A 22826-nucleotide genomic window follows, 5' to 3' on the forward strand; every position below is an offset into this window, starting at 1 on the left:
ATAATGGAAAATCAAGTAGAAAACAACGAAAACCTAAATGTAAAAGGTATCATCCTATTGCTCGGCACCGTATTCGGTGGCTTAATCTCCATCATTGCGTGTGGAACGTTTTTAGGTTTTATCTCCGGATTAGTTATTGGATTAATTTTCGCTATATTTTTCATCAGCGTAATCCTCCCACATAAACCAAGTGACAGATAAGGGGCTTCCACCGTTTGTAAAAAGCTGGCGACAGTTCTATATACACGTTTGTATATGGCTCGCAGTATGCGTTTTACTCATGTATTGGTTCACTAAATATTATTCATGAGTACTATTGATTGGATAGTACTCTTTTTTACGCTCCTGCTCATCGTTGTTTATGGCATTTACAAGAGCAGGGGAATCAAAAACATTGATGGCTACATTGTAGGCGACCGTGAACTACCTTGGTATAACGTAGGGTTTTCTGTGATGGCAACACAGGCCAGTGCCATTACGTTTTTGTCCGCGCCCGGACTTGCTTATTCGTCCGGAATGAGTTTTGCGCAGTTCTATTTTGGCTTGCCGTTGGCCATGATTGTGCTCTGTATTACTTTCGTACCCATCTTCCACCGGTTGAGGGTTTATACCGCCTATGAGTTTTTAGAAAAAAGATTTGATGTGAATACACGAGTACTCACGGCACTACTTTTTCTAATTCAAAGGGGAGTTTCTACGGGGATCACCATCTTCGCTCCATCAATTATCCTTTCGAGTATCCTGCATCTCGACGTAACCTATACCACGCTCATAATTGGAACGATGGTCATTTTCTACACTGTTTGGGGTGGAACAAAAGCAGTTTCTTATTCCCAATTGCTTCAAATGGGTATCATTTTTACCGCTCTCTTGGCTGCCGGTGTCATGGTTATCCATTATCTGCCTGCAGATATTGGTTTTAACGAAGCGCTACACATTGCCGGTAAATCTGGTAAAACCAACGCGATAGACTGGAGCTTCGACCTAAACAATCAATATACGGTATGGACAGGGCTTATTGGCGGATTCTTCCTGCAGCTATCTTATTTTGGTACAGACCAAAGTCAAGTAGGGCGATATCTAACGGGATCGTCTATACGGGACTCAAGATTAGGACTTCTTATGAATGGCCTCCTAAAAGTACCGATGCAATTTTGTATTTTATTGATTGGTATCTTGGTATTTGCATATTACCAGTTCCATACACCTCCTTTGTTTTTTAATAATGTGGAAGTTGCCAAAATAGAAAATAGTCAGTACAGTGATGAATACGCTGCTATAATGCAGCGTCATGAGGTTATAGGCGAAGAAAAAAAAGAATGGGTAGAAAAATTGGTCACGGCCATTAAAGTTGATGATTCTGAAACAATCAATGCTTCCCGGCAAGCTTTACACGAGAAAAATCAACAGGATCAGGTATTGCGAAAAGAGGTAGAAGCATTATTGCAAAAAAATAATCCTGATGCAGAACTTAACGATAACAATTATATTTTCCTTTCATTTGTAACGAATACATTTCCAAAAGGACTTATCGGATTATTGATTGCCATCATTTTCCTTGCATCTATGGGTGCAACAGCCAGTGCTATAAATTCGTTGTCATCAACGACCGTTGTGGATATCTATAAACGTTTTATCAACAAAAAGGGATCCGATAGGGGATACCTCAATGCATCGAGGTTGTTTACATTGGTGTGGGGCATTATTACACTTGCTGTAGCACTTTACGCCAGCCAGCTCGGTAACCTCTTAGAAGCTGTCAATATTTTGGGGTCGCTTTTCTACGGTACCATTCTCGGAATTTTTCTTGTTGCTTTTTATGTGAAACGTATTGGTGGAAAGGCGGTATTTTGGGCTGCGGTACTTTCCGAAGTAGTCGTTTTCAGTATCTGGAAAGCCGATATCATGGCTTATCTATGGCTCAACCTGATTGGCTGTGTATGTGTAATCACCTTTGGGTTGATTTTACAAATAATGTTGAAATCAAAAGTACCGTCGATATAGGTTATACAAAACGCGTTTATCGTACTCCGTTAATGTCTCACTAATATCCGTAACAATAAATTTTCGTTTAAATGCCGTAATCGTCTTATTTAGATTACCAATATCATAGCCAATAATACGAAGCGCATCGATATAGTTAAAGTTATCCGGAGGAGAAATGAGGTTACTTTCGTCATACCATACTCCAAAGCCACGATCTGCCAATCGCTTCCAAGGAAACAATGCGCTGGGGTCATTCTTACGCGTCGGAGCTACGTCAGCATGACCTAAAAAATTAGTAAATGGTATCTGGTATTTCGTTTTTAACGTATCCAATAGCGTCACAAGTGCATTTATCTGGGCTTCCGGAAAGGGCTCTCTTCCGTTATTGTCCAACTCAATCCCTAACGATACCGAGTTCATATCTGTAATATTTCCCCATTTTGATTTTCCCGCATGCCAAGAACGTAGATAGTCGTTCAACATTTGCACGATACGACCATCTTTACCGATCACATAATGTGCAGATACTTTGGTGTGTTCCAATTGAAAAGTCCGTATGGTTTGTGCTAAGCTATGTTGTGCGGTATGGTGGATAATAACAAAATTCGGTTTTCTAACGTCGTAATGCGCTGCTTCTGACCAATCGGCATTCTTATTGATACCTTCACGCATCAACATGTTGATTTTATCCTCGGTAGTGATTGCTACCGGTAATGCCATAACCTGCTTTTCAGCTAACGATTCGGTTATTGAAGGTAATTTTATCGAGTCTGGATTGATTTTAAGGGTGTCTGCGCGGAGCAGGGGTGCATTTCCATTACGTAATACACGCTGTTTTGGTGTACTACAAGACGCCAACAGGAATACAACAAAAATGAAATAACAAAACTTTCTCAAACGCAACAATACTTTCTCCCTCGATAAACAATAATACTATCTTGGTAATGCATAAGTCAAACCTAAGGCCAAAGCTTGGCTATATTGTACTTTATCCGCCTCTGCGGAATTGTAAACCATAATGCCCGTCAACGATACGTTCACCAAATTGGTAACTTTAGCGGTTAGTATGACATCCAAACGATGGTCTGGGTCACTTAACTCTTTATAGTCAGCAAACAAATTATATCTAGACTTTATATTTAGGTTTTTAGATAAATTTCTATCAAGATTGGCTGTTATCTGGAAAGCGAGGTCATTTCTAAAACGCGCTCCTTGCTCAACACCAAACCTGTCTTTTTCATTTTCTTTTTGTGAAATACGATCGTCCACTACAAGCGTTTGCCGAGCCGTACCTGTACCTAGACGCAATGAAAACGTGTTGTCCGGTTTGTATTCCAAACCGAAAGATTCCGTAAAATAACCTGGAGCCATAAATCTAGACATCGTATCGGTAATAATTTCCTCATTCGTTTCGCTATCTCTTCCATATTTATAACCGGCATCGAACTGAGATTCAAACGTTACTGCGAAATAAAGCGCCCAACTTTTAGAGAGTTTATGCGCTATTTTATGATCCCAGAAAATCCGGTCGTTGTTTTTTTTTGCCAACTGCTCTTTGTTCCGAATCTTTCCATATCTTAAATCCAATTCTGTAACATACTGAAAGTTATTCTTATTGTATTCTGATTTATGCCACCCAAGCAAACCTACCGCTATTGAATTTACTCCCCCTGCACTCCAATTCTCACTAAACGACGCTTGATTCATATTTATCCCAAATTTCGTCCAGTGCTTCCAATAATTGACCTCTAGATCCAACTGCGGGATGGGAACTGCTACTTCTTGTAGATTAGATACTGGTGCCTGTGGTTTTTCCACAATATTAGTATCAGGTTTTGCCCTTAACTTCTTAAGATCGATTTGTGCTATACTCTTTTGGCTCACAACGAGTAATAAAATAACAAACAGAAAGTTTATGCTCTTAAACATGGCGTTTTATTTATCTACTTCTAAATCAATTTCTGGTAACTCTGGTAAAAAGCGCAAGTTAGGATTTAATTTAAATATTTCATACTTGCTTCTAATATAAGTTGTCAATTCATAAGGCGAGGCAATAGAAACAAAATAATAGGTAGGCCTATAGTTACTCATAAAAATGGTAAGGCGTTCACCCGTTAAACCTGTAGTATTACTGACGAGATCACGTGTAAATTTCGAATCAATCACGTCTTCTTCATATTCTCGTTGAATAAAACGCGTCAAGCGGCGTGCATTTTTTCCCTCCCGGCTTAGCATATTATATATAGATCCAATACTGAGACCGGCGCCCGTCTGTCCAACACTGAATATGGATCCTGGGTCGGCAAGTTTGTATGCTTTGTTAAATTCCTCTTTTCTTTGCTTTAGCACTTCTTCCGGTGAGCGCCGCGCTACCACTCTTACCTCCGGAATGTAAATGGAAGTACGATCTAAATATACCATTAATACTTGTTGTCCGACATATTTGATGGTATCCGTCAGATAACCTTCTTTAGACGTAATTATCAAATCCCCCAAAGATACCCCAATCTCAAATTCTCCCCGGGCATTATTGAACGTATTTTGTTTTGTATCATCGTTTTTAATAAAAGCCTTACCCACACGTTGATTGGTAGCTTTATCCAACACGATTCCCTGCACGGATTTAGTCTGTGCAACCACGACAACAGGCACATTTAGAAACAAATAAAATAAGACGATATACGTTCGGATCTTCACTTTATAAAACTAAGGGAAAGAAGTTTATAATACGAAAATTTAACATTTTTTAGTGACGGCATCCAAAAAAAATCATCAATTGGTTGACCGCTCTGGGGCATTTATTTCGAGATAACCAATAATTGACCGACAGACAGATCATCAGAAGCCAAACCATTTAATTGTTTGATTTGATCTGTACTTACGCCATGACGCTGGCTAATACTATAGAGTGTATCATTCACTTTCACTTCGTAAATGACCATAGCTACCGCATTTTTGATTACTTCGGTATTCCTGGCTGTCTCTGGTTCTTTTACTTCCCTTTCATGAATAATATCTTCTACTTTTTCTTCTCGATTCTCCTTATTGACGTAAGATATTTCCGGTCGATCGTATCGGTAAAGCTGATACCGCTCGATAAGATCAATGAGCAGTTCAGGGTAGCGCGGGTTCGTAGCGTATCCCGCTTCTTTCAAACCTTTTGCCCAACCCTTGTAATCGTTTTTATCTAATGTAAATAGTTTTTGATAACGTTTTCTCAACAGAAACTGGCTATGGTCACGAAATGATTGCTGGGGGTTATTGTATACGCGAAAACAATCCCGCACATGATCGTCTGGACGTGTAACCGACTTTCCTTGCCACACACCACCACATTTTATTCCAAAATGGTTATTGGCTTCTCGCGCTAGATAGCTGTTCCCATTACCCGATTCCAACAGCGCCTGTGCTAACTTTATACTGGCAGGAATACCGTATTCATTCATTTCAGCAATGGCTATATCCTTATATTGCTCTATATAGGATAGCCCGGATGTCGAGGTACCCCCCCGGGTTGGGGTCCGAACTTGACCTGTCTTATTTTTTCCGTAATCCGGATGTTGTAATGTTGTTCTGCGTGAAGCACAGGACCCTAATACCAATAAGGCAGCAACAAACATCGAAAATAGACCTTTATTTTTCATCGGAATCACTACCTATTTTCCACGAAGTTCCTAATTTTTGATTATAACAGCAAACGTTGGCCGATAGATAATTTCGAAGAATGTAAGTTGTTCCGTCTCTTTAAGGCGTCGACGGATGTATTATAGCGTGTCGCTAACTCCGAAAGCGTATCTCCTTTTGTTACGACATGCGTCTCACCTGCCATAAAATCTGCAGACGCATCATTAGCTTCCATAGAACGCAGCAAGATATCCTGTTGAATTTTTGCTGTTCCACTTTTTGCTAACATTCCTTTTGATACCGGCTCTGTTTGTATCCTATCATATTCATCCAGTTTGTAGCGCCTTATCGTAGCCAAAACTTTAGGCGTCCAACTGCTTAACCTTGTATAACCCGCTTTAAAAATACCTTTGATCCAACCCTCGTAATCATCTGAATCATACTTCTCGAACAGTACCCTGTTTGCTTTCCGCCGTTGCATCAGTCCTACAAAATCACGATAGGATTCCTCCACAGACCCATATCCCTTATAGGCGGAGCGGATGGTTTTGCTGTTATTTTTACCCTTAATTCCGAAGTGATTGTTTAAGTGCTTTGCTACTTTACTGTTGCCATATGCACTCTCGTGAAACGCTATCGCTAGGATAACAGAAGCTGGCACTCCTGTTTCATTCATTAATTGTTGAGCTAAATCCTTGTGCTGCGCAATATAGCTACTTGGTGAAAACTTTTGTGCAATGGTCGACGTGACCGTAAACACAAACATTAGTAGTATTATTATATACCTACCAATACTTGTTTTTTGCATATCATTTATTTTTGTTCAACCATTACTTTTTGCGTAATACAAAAAGTCCATCTCTAATGGGCAAGATCAGCTTTTCTATACGGCTGTCCCTTGCCAGGGTTTCATTTAGTTCAATTACTTTCTTTGTTTGGTTATCCGGATTATCCGTCAAAACCTTTCCTTTCCAAAGTACATTATCTATCAAGAGCAATCCTCCAGAGGAAACACGGTCAATGAGTGTTTCAAAATAATACAAATTTCTCTTTTTGTCTGCATCAATAAACACCAAATCAAAATCACCTTCTATTGTTGAGACGATTTCGGCCGCATCTCCGACATGATACTTTATTTGGTCCCGAAAAGAAGAAGCATCAAAATAGCTTTGTACACGCTCCTCTAACTCTTCATTGATATCAATCGTATGCAATACCCCTTCTTTATCAAGCCCCTCAGCCAAACATAATGTAGCGTAACCAGTGAATGTACCTATTTCCAATATTCTTTTTGGTCTCACTAGCTTCGCCAACATCGCAAGAACTCTTCCTTGAAAATGACCAGACAACATGTGAGGCATCGTTTCACGCAAATAGGTCTCCCTATTTATCCGCTTTAGAAGCCCATTTTCTATATCACATGTCTTCTCCAAATACGCGTTTAATGCGTCTTCATTTTCAAGCATAGCCGCAAAATTAATATCCAGCGCCCCTATTACAAAAAAATTTAACATAAATTAAGGTACTATTGTTCGATGTCTATAAAAAAAAAAATGCCCTTCTTGATATCAAGAAGGGCTTTTTTAACGCGTTATTCTCTTAATCCAACGATGCCGTAATCAGTCTTAGAAATTCCGATCGTGTAACATCATTTTGAAACGCGCCGGTAAAAGCAGAGGTCGTTGTCACTGAATTTTGTTTCTGCACACCACGCATGGCCATACACATGTGCTTACATTCCATCACCACGGCAACACCTGCGGGTTTTAACGTTTGTTGTATGCAATCCCGTATTTCGTTAGTTAGCCGTTCCTGTACCTGTAAACGTCTTGCAAATGCATCCACCACACGTGGGATTTTACTTAATCCCACAATATGCCCATTGGGAATATAAGCAATATGGGCTTTTCCAAAAAAAGGAAGCATATGGTGTTCGCACATAGAATAAACCTCAATATCTTTCACCACCACCATTTGGCTATACTCTTCTTCAAACATGGCGCTTCGCAATACTTCTGCAGCGTTAACATCGTATCCATGCGTTAAAAACTGCAAAGCCTTCGCAACACGCTCAGGAGTTTTAATCAGCCCCTCCCTTTGGGGATTTTCACCAATAGCCCGTAAAATGGTGGGATAACAGGCCGCAATTTCTTCTACGTGTTTTTGATTATACTGATCAATTTTGATATAACCATCTTGTTCTTCACTTTCGAAGGATGTTAGATTACTCATTTGTTTAAATTAAAAATGGCACTTATTTTTTAACCAAAATATTCGACAAAATTATTCTCTGTTTCGTACAGCTTAACAGCATGTAATTGAACGTTTTCCTGATCAAAATACGGTTTTAACACCCGAAATATTTCCACAGCGATAACCTCTGTAGAAGCTTTCTTACCGCTCATGAAGTCCACATCAAGATTCACATTTTTGTGATCTAACTTACTGATCACATGCTCCAAAATGATACTCTTCATCTTCTTGAGGTCGATTAAGAAACCTGTCTCGGGATTTATCTCGCCTTTTACCGTTACGAAAAGCTCATAATTGTGGCCATGCCAGTTAGGGTTCGAACAATTTCCAAATACAGCCTCATTTTGCTCTTGAGACCAATCCTCCCGATATAGCTTATGTGCTGCGCTGAACCGTTCGCGCCTTGTGATATAAATCATAAGACAAAGATAGGGGATAAAAACTAGATTCTTAGTATCTTCACTGGCTAAAGCGATTCCTTCATATGCAGATTTTAGTTGTAGCCGCCACTACCGAAGAAATAAAGCCTTCTCTTTCTTTCCTGAAAGAGCACGGTATACCATATCTCACGACTGGTGTGGGTATGGTTGCCACAACCTATACCTTGACCAGGTATTTACAAAAACATAAAATTGATTTACTTATTCACGTTGGCATCGGTGGGATACTGGATCGATCAGCATGTTTGGGAGAGGTATATCAAATATGTACCGACGAAATATTTGAATTGGGAGCTGATGATAATGGCTTATTTATACCGATCGAAGAACTTGGTTTCGGCAAACGGATATATGCAGAGAACCCTCCGGCCAATACGCTGCTCCCTCAAATCAACAAAGCAAAAGGTATTACCGTTAATAATGTACACGGTGCAGTCGACAGCATTATCCGGCTTCAAAAGCGCTATAAAAAGCCTTTGATTGAATCAATGGAAGGCGCTGCGGTTTTTTTTGTAGCCGAACAGGAGAAAATTTATTGTTTACAATTCCGGGCTATTTCTAATTATATTGAGCCCAGAAACCGAGATACTTGGGAAATTGGATTAGCGATCAAGAATCTAAATGATTTTTTGGAAGAATTTCTGGAATCTTTAAATCGCAGCTGCTAAGCCTTTTCCTATTGTCAAAACAATTCTATATTTACGGCACTTTCACGCTTTTTTTGCTTATAGTCCACTACAAAATATCAAATTATTTAGTAGTTTTGCGATATTCAAAAAAGACACAATTTTACAACTGATGAGAGAAATACAATTCAGAGAAGCGCTTCGTGAAGCGATGAACGAAGAAATGCGTAAAGATGATAAGATATTCTTGATGGGCGAGGAAGTCGCTGAATATAACGGAGCTTACAAAGTAAGCCAAGGCATGCTCGAAGAGTTCGGAGCGAAACGTATTATCGATACACCTATAGCAGAGCTTGGTTTTGCTGGTATCGGCGTTGGCGCAGCAATGAATGGCCTAAAACCCATTATCGAGTTTATGACGTTCAACTTCTCGTTGGTTGCTATCGACCAAGTTATCAATTCAGCTGCAAAATTGCACCAGATGAGTGGCGGACAATTCTCTTGTCCGATTGTTTTCCGCGGGCCAACAGGTAATGCAGGTCAGCTGGGTGCGCAACACTCCCAAAATTTTGAGAATTGGTACGCAAATACGCCCGGCTTGAAAGTTGTTATCCCTTCCAATCCTTACGATGCGAAGGGCTTGTTGAAAACATCTATCCTTGACCCGGATCCTGTCATATTTATGGAGTCTGAAGTGATGTATGGCGATAAAGGTGAAGTACCGGAAGAAGAATATTATCTACCAATCGGTAAAGCACACACCATACAAGAGGGTACAGACGTAACCGTTGTATCTTTTGGTAAAATGGTTCCACGCGTTGTTATCCCTGCTGTTGAGCAATTAACAAAAGAAGGCGTTAGTGTAGAATTGATCGACTTACGTTCCGTTCGTCCTATAGATTACGATGCCATCATCGAATCGGTGAAAAAAACAAATCGTTTAGTTGTCGTGGAAGAAGCATGGCCGTTGGCTTCTATTTCTGGCGAAATAGCATTCAAGGTTCAAAAGGATGCGTTCGATTACCTTGACGCACCGGTTATCCGCGTAACATCTGCCGACGTGCCTCTTGGTTACGCCCCTACATTAGTAGAAGCAAGTTTGCCAAACGTGGCTAAAGTGGTAAAAGCAGTAAAAGAAGTGTCTTATATTACCAAATAATTCTAAAACCTCTCGGAGGGAATAAAAAATAGTTAAAAGGTCTTCCGTATGATATGGAAGACCTTTTTTATTTCTTTCTTTTACCCAATTTTCCCTATATTCACGCTTCATTAATGTACTAGATGAAAAGACTTCTTATTACTTGCTTTGCCTTATGCATGAGTTTATCTACATTTGCCCAAGAAGCGGTAGATTTTAAACTGAATCCAGAGGTTGGAAAACCGCTTCAACTCAATATGCTAATCAAAACAGATATAGACGGCCCTCAGAGCGTCATTATGGATATGAACATGAAAATGGAATTGCATCCATCAAAGAAAGAAGACGAGAATTTCAGGCTTGAAAATGTGATAAAAGCGATTAAGATTGATATAAATGCTGATATGAACACTGTGTCGTATAACTCGGAAACAGTGTCCACAGATGAAACGACGAAGATGCTTGGAGAGCAATTTTCGAAAATAGTTGACCAAAAGATTTCAGCAGTAATTACAGATAAAGGCAAAACAATCGATATTGATCTGCCGTCAAGCATATCCTCTAACGGATTCGACCCCAGTGCTTTCACTAACATTTCCCCATCTTTCCCCGATAAAGCCGTAGCTCCCGGTGAGTCTTGGGATAATATTAATGAAATGGACGATCACCCATTTCTCTCAAAAATAGAGACAGTTTCTACCTATAGTGAAGAGAATACCGAAGGTTATGTCATCAATGTTGCCAGTAAAATGTTGGACCTTTCCGGAAACGAAATTGGAACTGTATCGGGCAACTACACGTTAGATAAGGAAACTCATTTCACTAAAACTAGCGCTTTAAAAACAAGTGTTGAAATACAAGGTGCTAAAATAATGAAGGAAGTGGAAGTGACAATAGAATAAAAAAGTAAAAGCCTCTTTATAAAGCGGCTTTTATTTTTTATTTAAGCATTTATCTCTTCTTTGTACTCATCTGCGGATAACAGTCCATCCACATCAGCGGGGTTGCTCAATTTAACGCGGATTATCCAACCTTCACCGTACGGATCTGTATTAACCAATTCAGGAGATGCATCGATAGTATCGTTTACTTCCAATACCATAGCTGCCGCAGGCATAAATAAATCTGACACCGTTTTAACAGCCTCAACCGTACCAAAAACTTCATTTGCAGCAACTTCCTCTCCTACGGTACTGATATCAACAAAAACAATGTCTCCTAGTTCGCGTTGTGCGAAATCGGTAATCCCAATAACGGCTTCGTCACCTTCAACACGAACCCATTCATGATCTTTCGTGTATTTTAATTCTACTGGAAAATTCATACGTATAATATTTGCCCAAAAATATAACTATCCACCGACATAACCAAAAATTCCTTCCTATCTTCACCTTATGAATCCACAAATTGAAAAACTGTACCGAATTGCAAAACAAAAAGAGCGTCGTATCATCGGTCTAATGTCCGGAACGTCATTGGACGGTTTGGACATCGCATTATGCCGTATAGGCAATAGTGGTCAAGGTACTACATTATTTCTCGAAAATTTTATCACCATTCCATATGATTCCGCTTTTCGCAAATACGTTCGGGAAATATTTGCCAAACGTCAAGTAGATCAACAAGTACTGTCGGGGCTACACGCTTATATCGGAAGGACACACGGCGAATTCATCAACCAAGCATTGGAACGGTGGGAGATTTCTCCGTCAGATGTGGATTTAATTGCTAGTCATGGACAGACCGTTTACCATGCTCCTCAACGCTTAACCGAGGATACAAATTTTCCCAACAGCACCTTACAAATTGGAGATGGCGATCATATTGCCCACACAACAAGTATCATTACCCTTTCAGATTTCCGACAAAAGCACGTAGCCGCAGGGGGAGAGGGAGCACCGTTAGCGGCTTATGGAGATTACCTTCTTTTTACGTCCGAAATGGAAAACAGGTTTCTACTCAATATAGGCGGTATCTCCAATTTCACATTCCTTCCTAAACATGGAAGCAACCTAAAAGCATATGCCACCGATCTCGGGCCAGGAAATACGATGATGAATCAATTTGTTTATGATCAGTTTGGTTTAGAAATGGATGAAAACGCGCAAATCGCCGAAAACGGAACTGTACATTTCACGCTTCTGGAAACGTTGTTAACATCATCTTTTCTCCGTGAGGATTTTCCAAAAACTACAGGGCCCGAACTATTTAATTTAACCTATTTGAAAAACGCCCAATCTGTTTCCCACACCTCCACACTTGCGCCTGAAGACATTTTGGCAACATTAAATAAGTTTGCAGCGCAAACGATAACGGATGGTATTAAACGTGCATCGAAAGACCTTGAAAATGTGCATGTATATGTTAGCGGGGGAGGTCTCCACAATCCTTTACTGATGAAAAACATCCGTAAAGCTCTTTCACCGATTAGGGTATCGTCATTCAGCACCTTAGGTTTAAACCCAGATGCCAAAGAAGCATGCCTTTTTGCTGTCCTCGCTAATGAGACGATAGCAGGTTCAGCATCTTATATGCAACAAATTAAAGATTCTCCGGCGGTATGCATGGGTAAAATTAGTTTACCTTATTGATCCAAAGCCTGGTGGATAAAGCGTTTAAAAGGTAGAATCCGTTTCGCAGTGTCTACCACCTTATGCAAAGATTTAGTGTCCGTTATCTCAGAGTCGTTAAAGGATTGGTATAAAATAAAACTTTTCAGTTTCAATATTTCGATATGGGGATCGTCTTCACTATATCCTGCGGGAGCTCTTTTCAATTTATCTTCCGTAGACAAGTCTTCAACTGTCCATCCCCCCTGTGCAAGTGCATCGACCATCTCCTGGTAGCTGTAGTCGATCTCCTGCCGAATGGCATTTAAGTGATGCTTTTCCGGACGCCAATATCCTGCTGCGAGAAAATGCTTTCCGGGCTCTATATGCAGATAGTATTCCGGGCCATCCAATTTTCGCCCGTCAACCGATATTCCTGCCGCAAACCACGTCTTATAAGGTGTCTTATCCTTTGAAAACCGAGTATCACGATATATCCTAAATAAACAACGTGCGGCCTGGATATCGGTGTTGATATGAGGATCGAATTCTGCCAATTCAGCAATAAGTTGGGTAATATAGTCTTTTACGTTAACCAACGCTTTCTCGTACATCGTTTTATTCTCCTGGAACCAATCCCGATTATTATTTTTGCGGAGTTGATTTAAAAAGTCCAATGTTTGTTTTTCTATCGTCATATCAGAGCATACTTTTTAAAAACAAATATACCAATGGTGCTGCTATAAACAAACCATCAAATCGATCCAATAGACCACCATGTCCTGGCAATATATTTCCAGAATCCTTAACCCCTACATTTCGTTTGAGCATAGATTCTACCAGATCTCCGAAAGTTCCAAATATACCGATAATCAAAGCCATACACATCCAACTCCACACTGGAAAAACACCAAAATAATGCGAAAGTATACCACCGGCAATGACCGCCAATACAACTCCTCCAATAAATCCTTCCCACGTTTTATTAGGTGAAATTCGTTCAAATAATTTACGGCGTCCCACACTTCTCCCCGCGAGATAAGCCCCCGTGTCATTTGTCCAAAGAAGAATCAAAAAGCCAAGCGGGATATAGGCGTTATAGGTATCTTTCACAAAGCCTAATCCTATAAAGAAAATAAATGGTGTGGCCGCATAGATCAATCCAAAAAGCGAATATGCTACATCTTGAATGGGATGTGTCGTTTTTCGGAAAAGAGTAGCGATATAAACTAACAGAATAGCTACTATACCAAAGGAGAGAACGGAATAGGGTAGTAGATCTAAAAACACAAAGCCCACCAAAGCCAATCCAAGAGCAGTAACGCCTACACCCAAAAAAAATAATGGTTGCGTGTTTTCGGTATGCACCATGCGATAAAACTCGTATACGCAGCAAGTCGCTATTAACGAGAAAAGAGAAACAAACACATAAGGCCCCAGCAAAACAGCGCCTATCAAAATCACAATAAAAAAGAATCCTGTTATCGCCCTAGTTCTCATTTTCTTCCGATCCGCTTTCCTGTATTAGCCTTTGGGCTTGTTCAAAATCGTTTTCGTTGATGAAAAGATCAATTTTTCCAAACATAAAGGATGAATCCTGCTTGTTGAGCAACACCGCAGGAATGCCGTTTTCTTCCAGCATTTGTTTATCTATTTCCCCCCGAATAACATCTGTATAGGTTTGTATTTTAATCCAACCTTTTTCCATATAACTTTGTTCTTGTTACGTATTGATAAAATATAAAAACAATGATGATACTAAAAACGAAGCTGCCAAGATACACAATTATTGGATAAGAATCGTTTTCCATGAGCTCAGCATAGCTTTTACCTTGTGTAGCGTAGTAGAAACCCAATATAACCACCATGCCATTGTTAACAAAATGGGCGATGACAGCCGTCCAGATGTTTCGCGTCCAAACCACCATATAACCAAAAAAAACACCCAAGAGCAGACGAGGAAAGAAACCGTAAAACTGTATATGTATAGCACTGAAAACAAGCGCAACAAGCCAAATGGCAACATATTCATTTTTAAAAATTCGCGTACCTATCTGTTGTAACGCGCCTCTAAAGAATAACTCTTCACCTATGGCAGGCAAAATCGCCATGACAACAATGTTTAACAACAATCGATCCCAGGCAGTGGTCATAACAATACGCTCGGTTAATAAAGCCATCTCATCTTCTTTTACCCGCATCCAATCCTCTATATCGCGCCAAGACTCCGAAAATTTCATATGGGCATTCCAATCCGAAATTAATGACATACAAGGTGCAAAGGCAACAAGAAACAATATACTTAAGGCATAGGTTTTCCAATTTGTGAGATCCTGACATGGAAACAATTCTTCCGTTTTATTCCTACGCTGGAAAATATAAGCTGGTACAATAAATGTAGCAGCAGAGCTAACACCCAATACTACATAAGTATAATAGTTCTGCGCCTGATTAGCTCCTGACACATCAGTAAAGAAGTCGATATTTCCAAAAAGAATATATCCCAGCCCGCCGAGAAACAGCGAAACCGTGAAAACACAGAAAAACATGACTATGATCAGAAAAATCAAATCTACCCAAGGGTTCCTTTGTTGCATATCAGACGCATTCATAATGCTAAAAATAGGTATTTAAACATGTTAAAACATAAAAAGGAGTGAAATTCACTCCTTTTTATGTTTTGTTACTTTACCCGAACGGGGTCTTTAGGATCTTTCAGTTCGTTATAGGGATAGGTTTTCATCTCCTCTAACAAAATATCGATGGCTTTTTCCAACTGAGGATCTCTACCTTCGAGCAAATCTTTTGGCATCTGCTCTACAAAAACATCGGGTGCTACGCCTTCATTCTCAATGATGTAATTACTATTCAAATCGAATATTCCGAAGTTTGGTGAAGTGATACGTCCACCGTCCAACAATGGAGGATATCCGGAAATGCCCACCAATATGCCCATGGTGGTACGTCCAACCAATTTTCCGAGCCCTTTGTAACGGAACATATAAGGCATCATGTCGCCGCCTGAGCCTGCATTTTCGTTTATAATCATCGCTTTGGGACCATAGATGCCGTTCCCCGGTGTCGTAAAACTTTTACCGTCACGAATCCGCCAACCAGATATAAGTTCTCTAGATAGCAAATCGATGACATAATCCGCGACCCAACCACCCCCATTATTACGCTCGTCCAATAAAAGCGCTTTCTTATCCATCTGGGAAAAATAGTAACGGTTAAAATAGGTATATCCCTCCGGTCCGGTGTTTGGCATATATACGTATGCTATCTGTCCTTTACTTAGCTTATCCACTTTTTTACGATTGGATTCCACCCAATCCATCCGGCGTAGACTTGTTTCTCCACTAAAGGATATCGGTTTTACGACAACCTCTCGCGCACCTTTTAACGAAGGCATATCATTTATTTTCAACGTCACTTGTTTATCTACGGTGTTTTCCAGCAACTGGTAAATGTTAGTTGACTTATTTAACACGGTACCATTTACGGCAACAATATATTCTCCTTCGTTGATGTTTAATCCCGGTTCCGCCAATGGCGCTTTGAGCGACGGATTCCAATCTAGCGCCGTATAGATCCTATTGATTTTGTACCCATTTTCTTCCACCTCAAAATCTGCTCCTAATGTTCCTGTATGCACCGAAGGCGTCGATGGTTCATCACCCGGATAAATGTAATTGTGCCCTACGACCATCTCACCCATCATTTCATTCAATAAATAGCCCAAATCGGATCGATGGCCTACATAAGGCAAGAATTTTTCATATTTTACCTTCATGGCATCCCAATCCACACCATGCATATTTTCCACGTAGAAAAATTCTCTTTGCATGGCCCATACTTCGTAGAAAATCTGTCTCCACTCGGCTTCAGGGTCTACCAACTGCTTCAAGTTTTTAATTTCTATTTTACCATTGCCAGGAGCAGGTTTTTTTCCGGAATCCACGATAAAAAAGTCATGGTTGCTTCTGTATATCATTTTCTTACCGTCCGCACTGATATCAAATCCGGACGCGTGTTCAATAAGCACCTTGTCTTCCAGTTTCTTTAAGTCGTATACACCTATTTTACTATCTCGCATATAGGTCAGCATATTTTCCGTTGCACCGTTTAACCAATATCGGCCTGGAGACAGTGGTAAAGCAACTATCCGGCGATTTATGTCATCTAGATCAATTTTCGTATAAGACTTGTCTGCTTTTTTATCCTCTAGCTTTTCTTCAGAACCATCGTTCTTTTCTTTCTTCTCGTCATCCGCTTCCTTACTACTATCTCTTATCTTCTCTTCGTCACTTTCGTGCTTAAAAATGGAGGGTGTATCCTTCGAAAGAATAAATGCGTAAACATTATAATTTACATTTCTTTCATAGGCCGTCATATGTAATCCAGAATTTGTCAACCCGGTATTGGTGCTTGCCGAAAAGAAAAGATACTTTCCATCTCGGCTAAAAGTAGGCTGATTGACAGTGCTCATACCATCTGTAATCTGCGTAGATTGCTTTGTTTTCAAGTTGTACATAAAAAGCGTGCGAATGCCATTTCCTAAACTTTTTATATAGGCTATCCAATTGGAATCATAAGACCACGATGGCTGGAAATGGTTGGATACCCTGCCCGTTGTTGAACTAAGGCGATCGTTGTCTACCAAAGTTACCTTCTTTGTTTCGATGTCTACGTAATAGAGATTAAGGTGAGCATCATTATAGAAAAGTTTCTTGCTGTCGGGAGACCAAACGGGTTGATAATAGAAAGCTGTTTGTCCTAGTGAAATGTAAACGGGTTCATCTTTTGCCATTTGGTCGCGTAGCACTAATTCATATTTCCCATTTTTATCTGAAATGAAGGAAATCCATTTGCCATTGGGTGACCAAGCAGGAAAACGTTCGTGCGATGCAGGCGCATTGGAAATATTCCGGGCATCACCTTTTTCTTTAGGGATAGTAAATATCTCGCCCCGATTTTCGAACAGCATTCTTTGCCCTGTAGGGGATATAGTATAGGAACGAATATCCTTTCCCACATCAATATAATGCTGTCGTTTATACATAGCGTCAGCATAGACGTTAATAGCTGGACTATTTACTTTTCTAGTCGCAGTATCGAGAATACGTAAACGACCGGCATATTCAAATGTCAGCTCATTTCCTTTTCCGTTGAGCGTACGCACATCGTAGTCTTTGTAATTTGTCAGTTTTTCAAGTTTTTTTGTCTTTGTATCATAGCTGAAAATATTGACTATTTTGTCACGATCCGAAAGGAAATAAACCTTGCCACCGAGCCAGACCGGCTTCACATCATTGCTTCTTTCTCCAGGAATTACTTCCACCTCCTTTGTTTCGGTATCAAATATCCAAATAGAGGGCATACCGCCACCGCGATAGCGTTTGAAAGCCACACGATCCCGTTCTGTGGGATCCGCATTCTTAATATATGCCCAATAACGCCCATCAGAAGAGGGGCTTCCTTGATAAGCTTCCGGCATCAACAAGGGAGAAGCCAACTCGCCATCCAATGATGTCTTATATAATCGAGAACCTAAAGAATAGTTGAATTCCCGTGTACTTGTAAAATAAACTTCGTCGTTATTCAGCCAGCCGCGAAGCACGTCAGCTGTGGGATGAAAGGTGACACGTTTAGGTGTTCCACCGTGTATAGACATCACATAAATATCTGTATTACCATCGTAATTACCTGTAAACGCTATACGTTGTCCGTCTGGCGAGAACATCGGATTCTGTTCTACTCCTGGATTTACAGTTAAACGGCGCGGGTTCTGCCCGTTTTTGTCGGCTATCCACACATCTCCGGCATATACAAAAGTAATGTACTTGTCACTGACATCTGGACTTCGCAAAAGGAGTGTTTCTTCTTGAGCTTTTGCTCCAAAAAAAAGAAAAAAAGAAAGGAAAAATGCTTGTGAAGTCTTCGAAAAATTCTTCAGGCGGATTGTTGGATAATTCATATTCAAAAATAATAGAATTTTTATATTAACAGGATTCATAACAGATCTTTTACCTTCTTTTTTTCCTGTAAAAAAAGAAGCAAAACCGAACGAAGTGAGCTCATGGACACTAAAATAAACACTTGTCCATAAAAACTTGTCGCGAGGAATCTTTGAGGAGAGGGGAAGTACTAAGCATTTAAGGTTAAAGAGAGTTCGTGCATTCGTTGCAGGAGTCCATTGCTTTATTAATAAATAAATAGCCCCGCGGTTCTCGCGGGGCTATTTATTTATATTATTAAAAACAAGACTAGGCGTGTTCTTCTTCGAAAACAATCCCTTCGTCTACAATTATTCTTCCGCAGTGTTCACAAATAATGATTTTCTTACGCTGACGGATTTCTGATTGCAATTGAGGTGGAATTTTATTGTAACATCCCGAACAGCTATCACGCTCAATAGAAACAACGGCTAGACCGTTTCTGAACGTTCCGCGGAGTTTATTGTAAACTTTTAGCAAACGGTCTTCAATGTTTGTTTCGGCATTGGCCGCCTTGTCCAATAGCGCGTCTTCTTCTTTTTGTGTTTCGCCAGTAATGGTTTCAAGCTCTTGCTTTTTTACATCCAGTTCACCTTTGCTATATTCCAGACTTTTCTGCGTACTGTCGTAAAGTTCTGTTTTATTCTTTATTTCGAATTCAGCTTCACGAATACGTTTTTCACATACCTGAATTTCTAAACCTTGAATTTCAATCTCTTTCGATATAGCATCATATTCCCGATTATTCTTTACTTCATTGAGTTGGCCCTCGTATTTCTTAATCGCAGCTTGTGCATCTTTAATCATATTTCTACGATTCACGATGGAATCTTCCAAATCATCCAAATCTGTTCTGATTTTTTCAATTCGGGTATCAAGACCTGCGATCTCGTCTTCCAGATCAGCAACCTCAATAGGTAACTCACCACGCACTTGGCGAATCTTATCTATCTTCGTATGGATGGACTGTAGCGTCCATAATGCTTTTAACTTTTGTTCTACGGATTGTTCCATTATCAAACGTAATATTTAATAGGATTTGTCTCTATTTCTGTCAATAGGACAGCAAAGTTAACAAATTTTTTCTGAATAATTTCCAATAATAATTCTTGCGTAAATTGTTCACTTTCAAAATGTCCTATGTCTGCAATAACGATATTCTCTTCTGCATCAAAGAACTCATGGTATTTATAATCTGCCGAAATGAAAATATCAGCACCGGATCGTTTTGCATCTTCTAAGAGAAATCCGCCAGCACCTCCACAAACGGCAACACGGGAAATAGGCTTATCTCGCAATTTCGTATGTCGGATAACTTGTACATTCAACCGATCTTTCACATATCCTAAAAAGTCCATTTCGCTCATGGGAGATGGTAAATTACCAATAGCGCCTGAACCCGCAGTTTGCAACGTGTTTTCTAAAGCAAAAACATCATGTGCTACTTCTTCATAAGGATGTGCAGCGTACATCGCCACCAAGATAGAGCGTTCCAATCTTTCCGGATAAATAACCTCTATCTTCGTTTCTTCAACACGTTCCTGTTCGTTGACTTTACCAATTGCTGGATTAGCGCCCTCCAACGGTCTGAATGTACCATATCCCAACGTATTGTAGCTGCATTCACTATAATCCCCAATAGCACCGGCACCCGCACTGAATAACGCTTCCCGAACCGATTCTACATGTGTGCGCGGTACAAAAACAGCCAGCTTCTTAAGCAAATTTCGTTTAGGACGTAAAATCGCATGCGATTCTAGTGCTAACTTGTCTGCAATTTTACTGCTTACTCCACCCAAGACATTATCTAAATTAGTATGAATAGCATACAGCGCGATACCATGTCGTATCGCTTTAATAACGACACGTTCTACGTAATTCTTACCATTTAGTTTTTTTAAACCTGTAAATACAATCGGGTGGTGCGCAATGATAATATCACAACCCTTTCGTATGGCTTCATCAACGACATTCTCCGTACAATCTAAAGCAACCAATGCCTGCTGTATCTCATCATCCGGATGACCGACAATTAATCCCGAATTATCATACGATTCTTGATACGCCAACGGTGCGATTTGTTCCAAGTATTGGGTAAGCTCTCTAATTTTCATCTTCTTTATTCTCTGCTATAAAATCTTTTCCGTAATGTTCAACATGCATGCGCAGCAGTGTTTTATATTCATTAACCTTAACCCAATAAGTGATAAAATATACCAAATGCAAAATACTGATAATCGTCAGCACAAATGGAGGTAATGGAATATTAGTCAATAAAAAAGTCCATGCAAATATAAGACCCCATTTTTGTGTGGGCCTTTCTTCTACTTTTACTTTTCGATCATAAAACTCATTATTAAGAGAATCTGTTAAACGTTTTACCACTTCAAAGTTCCAGTATATATTAAATAAAGGTACCGCCACGAACCACGCTTGGTTCGGCAGTATACACAAATTATCCTTTTTTACCAGTTTTAACGTTCGATAAAGGGTTAGGGCGAAGAATATCCAGATAATAATCCTGATTACTCCACCAATAAGCATATATAATGCCATATCACGGGTTATATTTTCGGGCATTATATCTAACATGGCATATATTTAACTTTGAACATACATCAAAAATATAGTGGGCTTCTTGTGAAGCTCGGGTTTTCTATTTTTCCATTCCGAAACCGAAAGTGTTAATACCTGCTCGTCGGATGCGGTCAAATTACAAGCTACGCATAGCTTCGTTTTCGGTTTGCAATTTTTAATCAAATCATCAAATAAGGCGTTATTGCGGAAAGGTGTTTCTATAAATATCTGTGTTTGTTGGTCTTTTTGTGATTGAAACTCCAATTCCTTAATTTTCCTTACTCTTTCAGCTTTGTCTATCGGAAGATAGCCATGAAAAGTAAATTTTTGTCCGCTAAATCCTGAAGCCATCAACGCTAACAAAATAGAACTCGGACCTACCAATGGAACAACCTTTATCCCTCTTTTATGTGCCTCGGCGACCACATCGGCACCTGGATCAGCAACGCCAGGACAACCAGCTTCTGACATCAATCCCAAATCCTTTCCCTCCATGACCGATTTAAAAATACAATTATAATCTATCTTTTCACGGACATGTTTGCCATAATCGTGTATTTTCAGTTCACCTTGTGGAATTTTTAATCCTGCTTGCTTCAAAAATCGTCTTGCTGTCTTTTCATTTTCAACGATGTACTCATCAATATGGTTAATGAGTTCCTGCTGAAACAAGGTGTATGACTGTTTCTCCGTATTTTCCGCTAACGGTACAGGTATAAGATATAACGCTCCTAAAGACATAACCCAAAACTACTAAAATATTTTACGCCATGTAGACTTGTTATGACAAATACTGGTTTTCAAACATTTTTGTTTACAATCTTCATAAGATCCCCTTTCGAGCGAAAGCGTAAAAACGTTTTTTAAAAACTTAAAATCAAATTCCTCTTTAAGACAAGCTTTCAATGACAGAGGAGCGAAATAAACTCATCTTATATAGTCCACAATTAAATTGCATATTAAAATGTTTTTATTTTAGGTTTGATATTTAAAAAGATAATTGATAATTTGCTCTCGATTAAAGTGTTCATTTAACAAATGAACTATTTAGAGTATTCGACATACAGTTAAAGAACGAGCGTTTAGATAGATGAATACACAAATAACATCCGGCGTAAAAGTATCTGTCGACGTTGTCTACCAGCCCGAGTATTCCAATCCTTCAAAGATGCATTTTATGTTTTCCTATCAAATAACTATAGAGAATCTTGGGGATGTTACGATACAACTTATCAACAGACACTGGGACATTTTTGACTCGATTGGCGAATTTAAACAAGTTGAAGGAGAAGGTGTAGTGGGAGAACAACCTATATTAGCACCCGGAGCCGTGTATCAGTATGTTTCAGGATGTAACCTAAAAAGTGAGATAGGATATATGGAAGGCTATTATGAGATGATCAAGGAAATAGATGGTAGCATATTCCATGTAGAAATTCCACGGTTCAATTTGATAGCTTCATTTAAATTAAACTAAAACAGAATACAACTGTTCTTTTGGTTTAATAAAAAGTAACTCCATGTTAAGCTCAAATAATATCAAAAAGCAATTCAACACGCGCTTATAAAATAACACGTATTTACGACGATATTTACGTACTTTTGTACTCGGAAATTTATATCCATTTACGACGAGC

General features: G+C 39.5%; 25 protein-coding genes. 7 read left to right on the top strand and 18 right to left on the bottom strand.

The features are described from left to right. Positions 1-3: 3 nt before the first annotated feature. Both G5B43_RS09730 and G5B43_RS09735 read left to right on the top strand, forming a co-directional pair. A complete protein-coding gene (locus tag G5B43_RS09730) occupies positions 4-201 on the top strand; it encodes a hypothetical protein (RefSeq protein WP_165294553.1) in 198 nt (65 codons plus the stop codon). Positions 202-306: 105 nt separating this feature from the next. Beyond that, entirely contained in the window at positions 307-2004 is a 1698-nt protein-coding gene (locus tag G5B43_RS09735) for a sodium:solute symporter (protein ID WP_165294554.1), read from the top strand. Here the strand turns inward: G5B43_RS09735 and G5B43_RS09740 are convergent. The 8 genes from G5B43_RS09740 to G5B43_RS09775 all read right to left on the bottom strand — a co-directional run bounded on the left by G5B43_RS09740 (position 1984) and on the right by G5B43_RS09775 (position 8282). After that, positions 1984-2883, bottom strand: coding sequence for an N-acetylmuramoyl-L-alanine amidase (locus tag G5B43_RS09740; protein ID WP_240904830.1), 900 nt, complete (start codon positions 2881-2883; stop codon positions 1984-1986). The genes G5B43_RS09735 and G5B43_RS09740 overlap by 21 nt on opposite strands. A gap of 36 nt (positions 2884-2919) precedes the next feature. After that, the gene (locus G5B43_RS09745) at positions 2920-3915 is read right to left on the bottom strand and encodes a DUF3078 domain-containing protein (protein WP_165294555.1); all 996 of its coding nucleotides are present in this window, start codon (positions 3913-3915) and stop codon (positions 2920-2922) included. Between the two features lie 6 nt (positions 3916-3921). Then, entirely contained in the window at positions 3922-4683 is a 762-nt protein-coding gene (locus G5B43_RS09750) for a hypothetical protein (RefSeq protein WP_165294556.1), read from the bottom strand. Positions 4684-4784: 101 nt separating this feature from the next. Next, positions 4785-5630, bottom strand: a complete 846-nt coding sequence (locus tag G5B43_RS09755) for a glucosaminidase domain-containing protein (RefSeq protein ID WP_165294557.1) — start codon at positions 5628-5630, stop codon at positions 4785-4787. Between the two features lie 41 nt (positions 5631-5671). After that, positions 5672-6418: a glucosaminidase domain-containing protein gene (locus G5B43_RS09760; protein ID WP_165294558.1), complete on the bottom strand. Its 747-nt coding sequence runs from the start codon at positions 6416-6418 to the stop codon at positions 5672-5674. Between the two features lie 22 nt (positions 6419-6440). Then, on the bottom strand, positions 6441-7124 hold the full coding sequence (locus G5B43_RS09765; RefSeq protein ID WP_410528483.1) for an O-methyltransferase: 684 nt from the start codon (positions 7122-7124) through the stop codon (positions 6441-6443). 85 nt (positions 7125-7209) lie between these two features. Next, the gene (gene folE / locus G5B43_RS09770; protein WP_165294559.1) at positions 7210-7842 is read right to left on the bottom strand and encodes a GTP cyclohydrolase I FolE; all 633 of its coding nucleotides are present in this window, start codon (positions 7840-7842) and stop codon (positions 7210-7212) included. Between the two features lie 29 nt (positions 7843-7871). Next, complete coding sequence (locus G5B43_RS09775) at positions 7872-8282, bottom strand: 6-pyruvoyl trahydropterin synthase family protein (RefSeq protein WP_165294560.1); 411 nt, start codon at positions 8280-8282, stop codon at positions 7872-7874. Between the two features lie 65 nt (positions 8283-8347). On the opposite strand from G5B43_RS09775, the gene mqnB reads away from it, so the two are divergent. From mqnB to G5B43_RS09790, 3 genes are all read left to right on the top strand, one after another. Then, positions 8348-8971 (top strand): futalosine hydrolase, encoded by a 624-nt coding sequence (mqnB, locus tag G5B43_RS09780; protein WP_165294561.1) that lies wholly within the window; start codon positions 8348-8350, stop codon positions 8969-8971. A 130-nt stretch (positions 8972-9101) separates the two neighbouring features. Continuing rightward, positions 9102-10088, top strand: a complete 987-nt coding sequence (locus G5B43_RS09785; RefSeq protein ID WP_165294562.1) for a pyruvate dehydrogenase complex E1 component subunit beta — start codon at positions 9102-9104, stop codon at positions 10086-10088. 122 nt (positions 10089-10210) lie between these two features. Next, positions 10211-10969 (top strand): hypothetical protein, encoded by a 759-nt coding sequence (locus G5B43_RS09790; RefSeq protein ID WP_165294563.1) that lies wholly within the window; start codon positions 10211-10213, stop codon positions 10967-10969. 41 nt (positions 10970-11010) lie between these two features. On the opposite strand, the gene gcvH is transcribed toward G5B43_RS09790, so the two are convergent. After that, on the bottom strand, positions 11011-11391 hold the full coding sequence (gene gcvH / locus G5B43_RS09795) for a glycine cleavage system protein GcvH (protein ID WP_165294564.1): 381 nt from the start codon (positions 11389-11391) through the stop codon (positions 11011-11013). Positions 11392-11461: 70 nt separating this feature from the next. Here gcvH and G5B43_RS09800 point away from each other — a divergent pair, with 70 nt between their 5' ends. Beyond that, a complete protein-coding gene (locus G5B43_RS09800; RefSeq protein WP_165294565.1) occupies positions 11462-12658 on the top strand; it encodes an anhydro-N-acetylmuramic acid kinase in 1197 nt (398 codons plus the stop codon). Here the strand turns inward: G5B43_RS09800 and G5B43_RS09805 are convergent. From G5B43_RS09805 to G5B43_RS09845, 9 genes are all read right to left on the bottom strand, one after another. Then, the gene (locus G5B43_RS09805) at positions 12652-13314 is read right to left on the bottom strand and encodes a DUF2461 domain-containing protein (RefSeq protein ID WP_165294566.1); all 663 of its coding nucleotides are present in this window, start codon (positions 13312-13314) and stop codon (positions 12652-12654) included. The genes G5B43_RS09800 and G5B43_RS09805 overlap by 7 nt on opposite strands. 1 nt (position 13315) lies before the next feature. After that, positions 13316-14116 carry a phosphatidate cytidylyltransferase gene (locus tag G5B43_RS09810; RefSeq protein ID WP_165294567.1) on the bottom strand — a complete coding sequence of 267 codons (801 nt, stop codon included), beginning with the start codon at positions 14114-14116 and terminating at the stop codon, positions 13316-13318. Then, positions 14106-14324, bottom strand: a complete 219-nt coding sequence (locus tag G5B43_RS09815) for a DUF2007 domain-containing protein (RefSeq protein ID WP_165294568.1) — start codon at positions 14322-14324, stop codon at positions 14106-14108. Before G5B43_RS09815 ends, G5B43_RS09810 begins: the two co-directional genes overlap by 11 nt. Beyond that, positions 14305-15213 carry a CPBP family intramembrane glutamic endopeptidase gene (locus G5B43_RS09820; protein WP_165294569.1) on the bottom strand — a complete coding sequence of 303 codons (909 nt, stop codon included), beginning with the start codon at positions 15211-15213 and terminating at the stop codon, positions 14305-14307. The genes G5B43_RS09815 and G5B43_RS09820 overlap by 20 nt, the downstream gene beginning before the upstream one ends. A gap of 86 nt (positions 15214-15299) precedes the next feature. Further along, a complete protein-coding gene (locus G5B43_RS09825; protein WP_165294570.1) occupies positions 15300-18593 on the bottom strand; it encodes a S41 family peptidase in 3294 nt (1097 codons plus the stop codon). Between the two features lie 289 nt (positions 18594-18882). Continuing rightward, positions 18883-19626, bottom strand: a complete 744-nt coding sequence (locus G5B43_RS09830) for a zinc ribbon domain-containing protein (RefSeq protein WP_165294571.1) — start codon at positions 19624-19626, stop codon at positions 18883-18885. A gap of 2 nt (positions 19627-19628) precedes the next feature. Next, positions 19629-20726, bottom strand: a complete 1098-nt coding sequence (locus G5B43_RS09835; protein ID WP_165294572.1) for a Nif3-like dinuclear metal center hexameric protein — start codon at positions 20724-20726, stop codon at positions 19629-19631. Next, the gene (locus G5B43_RS09840; protein WP_240904831.1) at positions 20716-21168 is read right to left on the bottom strand and encodes a hypothetical protein; all 453 of its coding nucleotides are present in this window, start codon (positions 21166-21168) and stop codon (positions 20716-20718) included. Before G5B43_RS09840 ends, G5B43_RS09835 begins: the two co-directional genes overlap by 11 nt. Positions 21169-21213: 45 nt before the next feature. Next, a complete protein-coding gene (locus G5B43_RS09845) occupies positions 21214-21930 on the bottom strand; it encodes an SAM-dependent methyltransferase (protein WP_165294574.1) in 717 nt (238 codons plus the stop codon). Between the two features lie 349 nt (positions 21931-22279). On the opposite strand from G5B43_RS09845, the gene apaG reads away from it, so the two are divergent. Continuing rightward, positions 22280-22666 carry a Co2+/Mg2+ efflux protein ApaG gene (gene apaG, locus G5B43_RS09850; protein ID WP_165294575.1) on the top strand — a complete coding sequence of 129 codons (387 nt, stop codon included), beginning with the start codon at positions 22280-22282 and terminating at the stop codon, positions 22664-22666. Positions 22667-22826 lie beyond the last annotated feature (160 nt).

The organism is Sphingobacterium sp. SGR-19, assembly GCF_011043555.1.
Classification (GTDB): domain Bacteria; phylum Bacteroidota; class Bacteroidia; order Sphingobacteriales; family Sphingobacteriaceae; genus Sphingobacterium.

Excerpts from the sequence above, each read along its gene's own strand:
- G5B43_RS09800 (WP_165294565.1), top strand. The coding sequence starts at position 11,462 with ATGAATCCACAAATTGAAAAACTGTACCGAATTGCAAAACAAAAAGAG.
- G5B43_RS09755 (WP_165294557.1), bottom strand. The coding sequence starts at position 5,630 with ATGAAAAATAAAGGTCTATTTTCGATGTTTGTTGCTGCCTTATTGGTA.
- G5B43_RS09840 (WP_240904831.1), bottom strand. The coding sequence starts at position 21,168 with ATGGCATTATATATGCTTATTGGTGGAGTAATCAGGATTATTATCTGG.
- G5B43_RS09815 (WP_165294568.1), bottom strand. The coding sequence starts at position 14,324 with ATGGAAAAAGGTTGGATTAAAATACAAACCTATACAGATGTTATTCGG.
- G5B43_RS09845 (WP_165294574.1), bottom strand. The coding sequence starts at position 21,930 with ATGTCTTTAGGAGCGTTATATCTTATACCTGTACCGTTAGCGGAAAAT.
- apaG (WP_165294575.1), top strand. The coding sequence starts at position 22,280 with ATGAATACACAAATAACATCCGGCGTAAAAGTATCTGTCGACGTTGTC.
- G5B43_RS09775 (WP_165294560.1), bottom strand. The coding sequence starts at position 8,282 with ATGATTTATATCACAAGGCGCGAACGGTTCAGCGCAGCACATAAGCTA.
- G5B43_RS09760 (WP_165294558.1), bottom strand. The coding sequence starts at position 6,418 with ATGCAAAAAACAAGTATTGGTAGGTATATAATAATACTACTAATGTTT.
- G5B43_RS09730 (WP_165294553.1), top strand. The coding sequence starts at position 4 with ATGGAAAATCAAGTAGAAAACAACGAAAACCTAAATGTAAAAGGTATC.
- G5B43_RS09805 (WP_165294566.1), bottom strand. The coding sequence starts at position 13,314 with ATGACGATAGAAAAACAAACATTGGACTTTTTAAATCAACTCCGCAAA.
- G5B43_RS09745 (WP_165294555.1), bottom strand. The coding sequence starts at position 3,915 with ATGTTTAAGAGCATAAACTTTCTGTTTGTTATTTTATTACTCGTTGTG.
- mqnB (WP_165294561.1), top strand. The coding sequence starts at position 8,348 with ATGCAGATTTTAGTTGTAGCCGCCACTACCGAAGAAATAAAGCCTTCT.
- G5B43_RS09810 (WP_165294567.1), bottom strand. The coding sequence starts at position 14,116 with ATGAGAACTAGGGCGATAACAGGATTCTTTTTTATTGTGATTTTGATA.
- folE (WP_165294559.1), bottom strand. The coding sequence starts at position 7,842 with ATGAGTAATCTAACATCCTTCGAAAGTGAAGAACAAGATGGTTATATC.
- G5B43_RS09825 (WP_165294570.1), bottom strand. The coding sequence starts at position 18,593 with ATGAATTATCCAACAATCCGCCTGAAGAATTTTTCGAAGACTTCACAA.
- G5B43_RS09835 (WP_165294572.1), bottom strand. The coding sequence starts at position 20,726 with ATGAAAATTAGAGAGCTTACCCAATACTTGGAACAAATCGCACCGTTG.
- G5B43_RS09765 (WP_410528483.1), bottom strand. The coding sequence starts at position 7,124 with ATGTTAAATTTTTTTGTAATAGGGGCGCTGGATATTAATTTTGCGGCT.
- G5B43_RS09820 (WP_165294569.1), bottom strand. The coding sequence starts at position 15,213 with ATGCAACAAAGGAACCCTTGGGTAGATTTGATTTTTCTGATCATAGTC.
- G5B43_RS09830 (WP_165294571.1), bottom strand. The coding sequence starts at position 19,626 with ATGGAACAATCCGTAGAACAAAAGTTAAAAGCATTATGGACGCTACAG.
- G5B43_RS09790 (WP_165294563.1), top strand. The coding sequence starts at position 10,211 with ATGAAAAGACTTCTTATTACTTGCTTTGCCTTATGCATGAGTTTATCT.
- G5B43_RS09785 (WP_165294562.1), top strand. The coding sequence starts at position 9,102 with ATGAGAGAAATACAATTCAGAGAAGCGCTTCGTGAAGCGATGAACGAA.
- G5B43_RS09735 (WP_165294554.1), top strand. The coding sequence starts at position 307 with ATGAGTACTATTGATTGGATAGTACTCTTTTTTACGCTCCTGCTCATC.
- gcvH (WP_165294564.1), bottom strand. The coding sequence starts at position 11,391 with ATGAATTTTCCAGTAGAATTAAAATACACGAAAGATCATGAATGGGTT.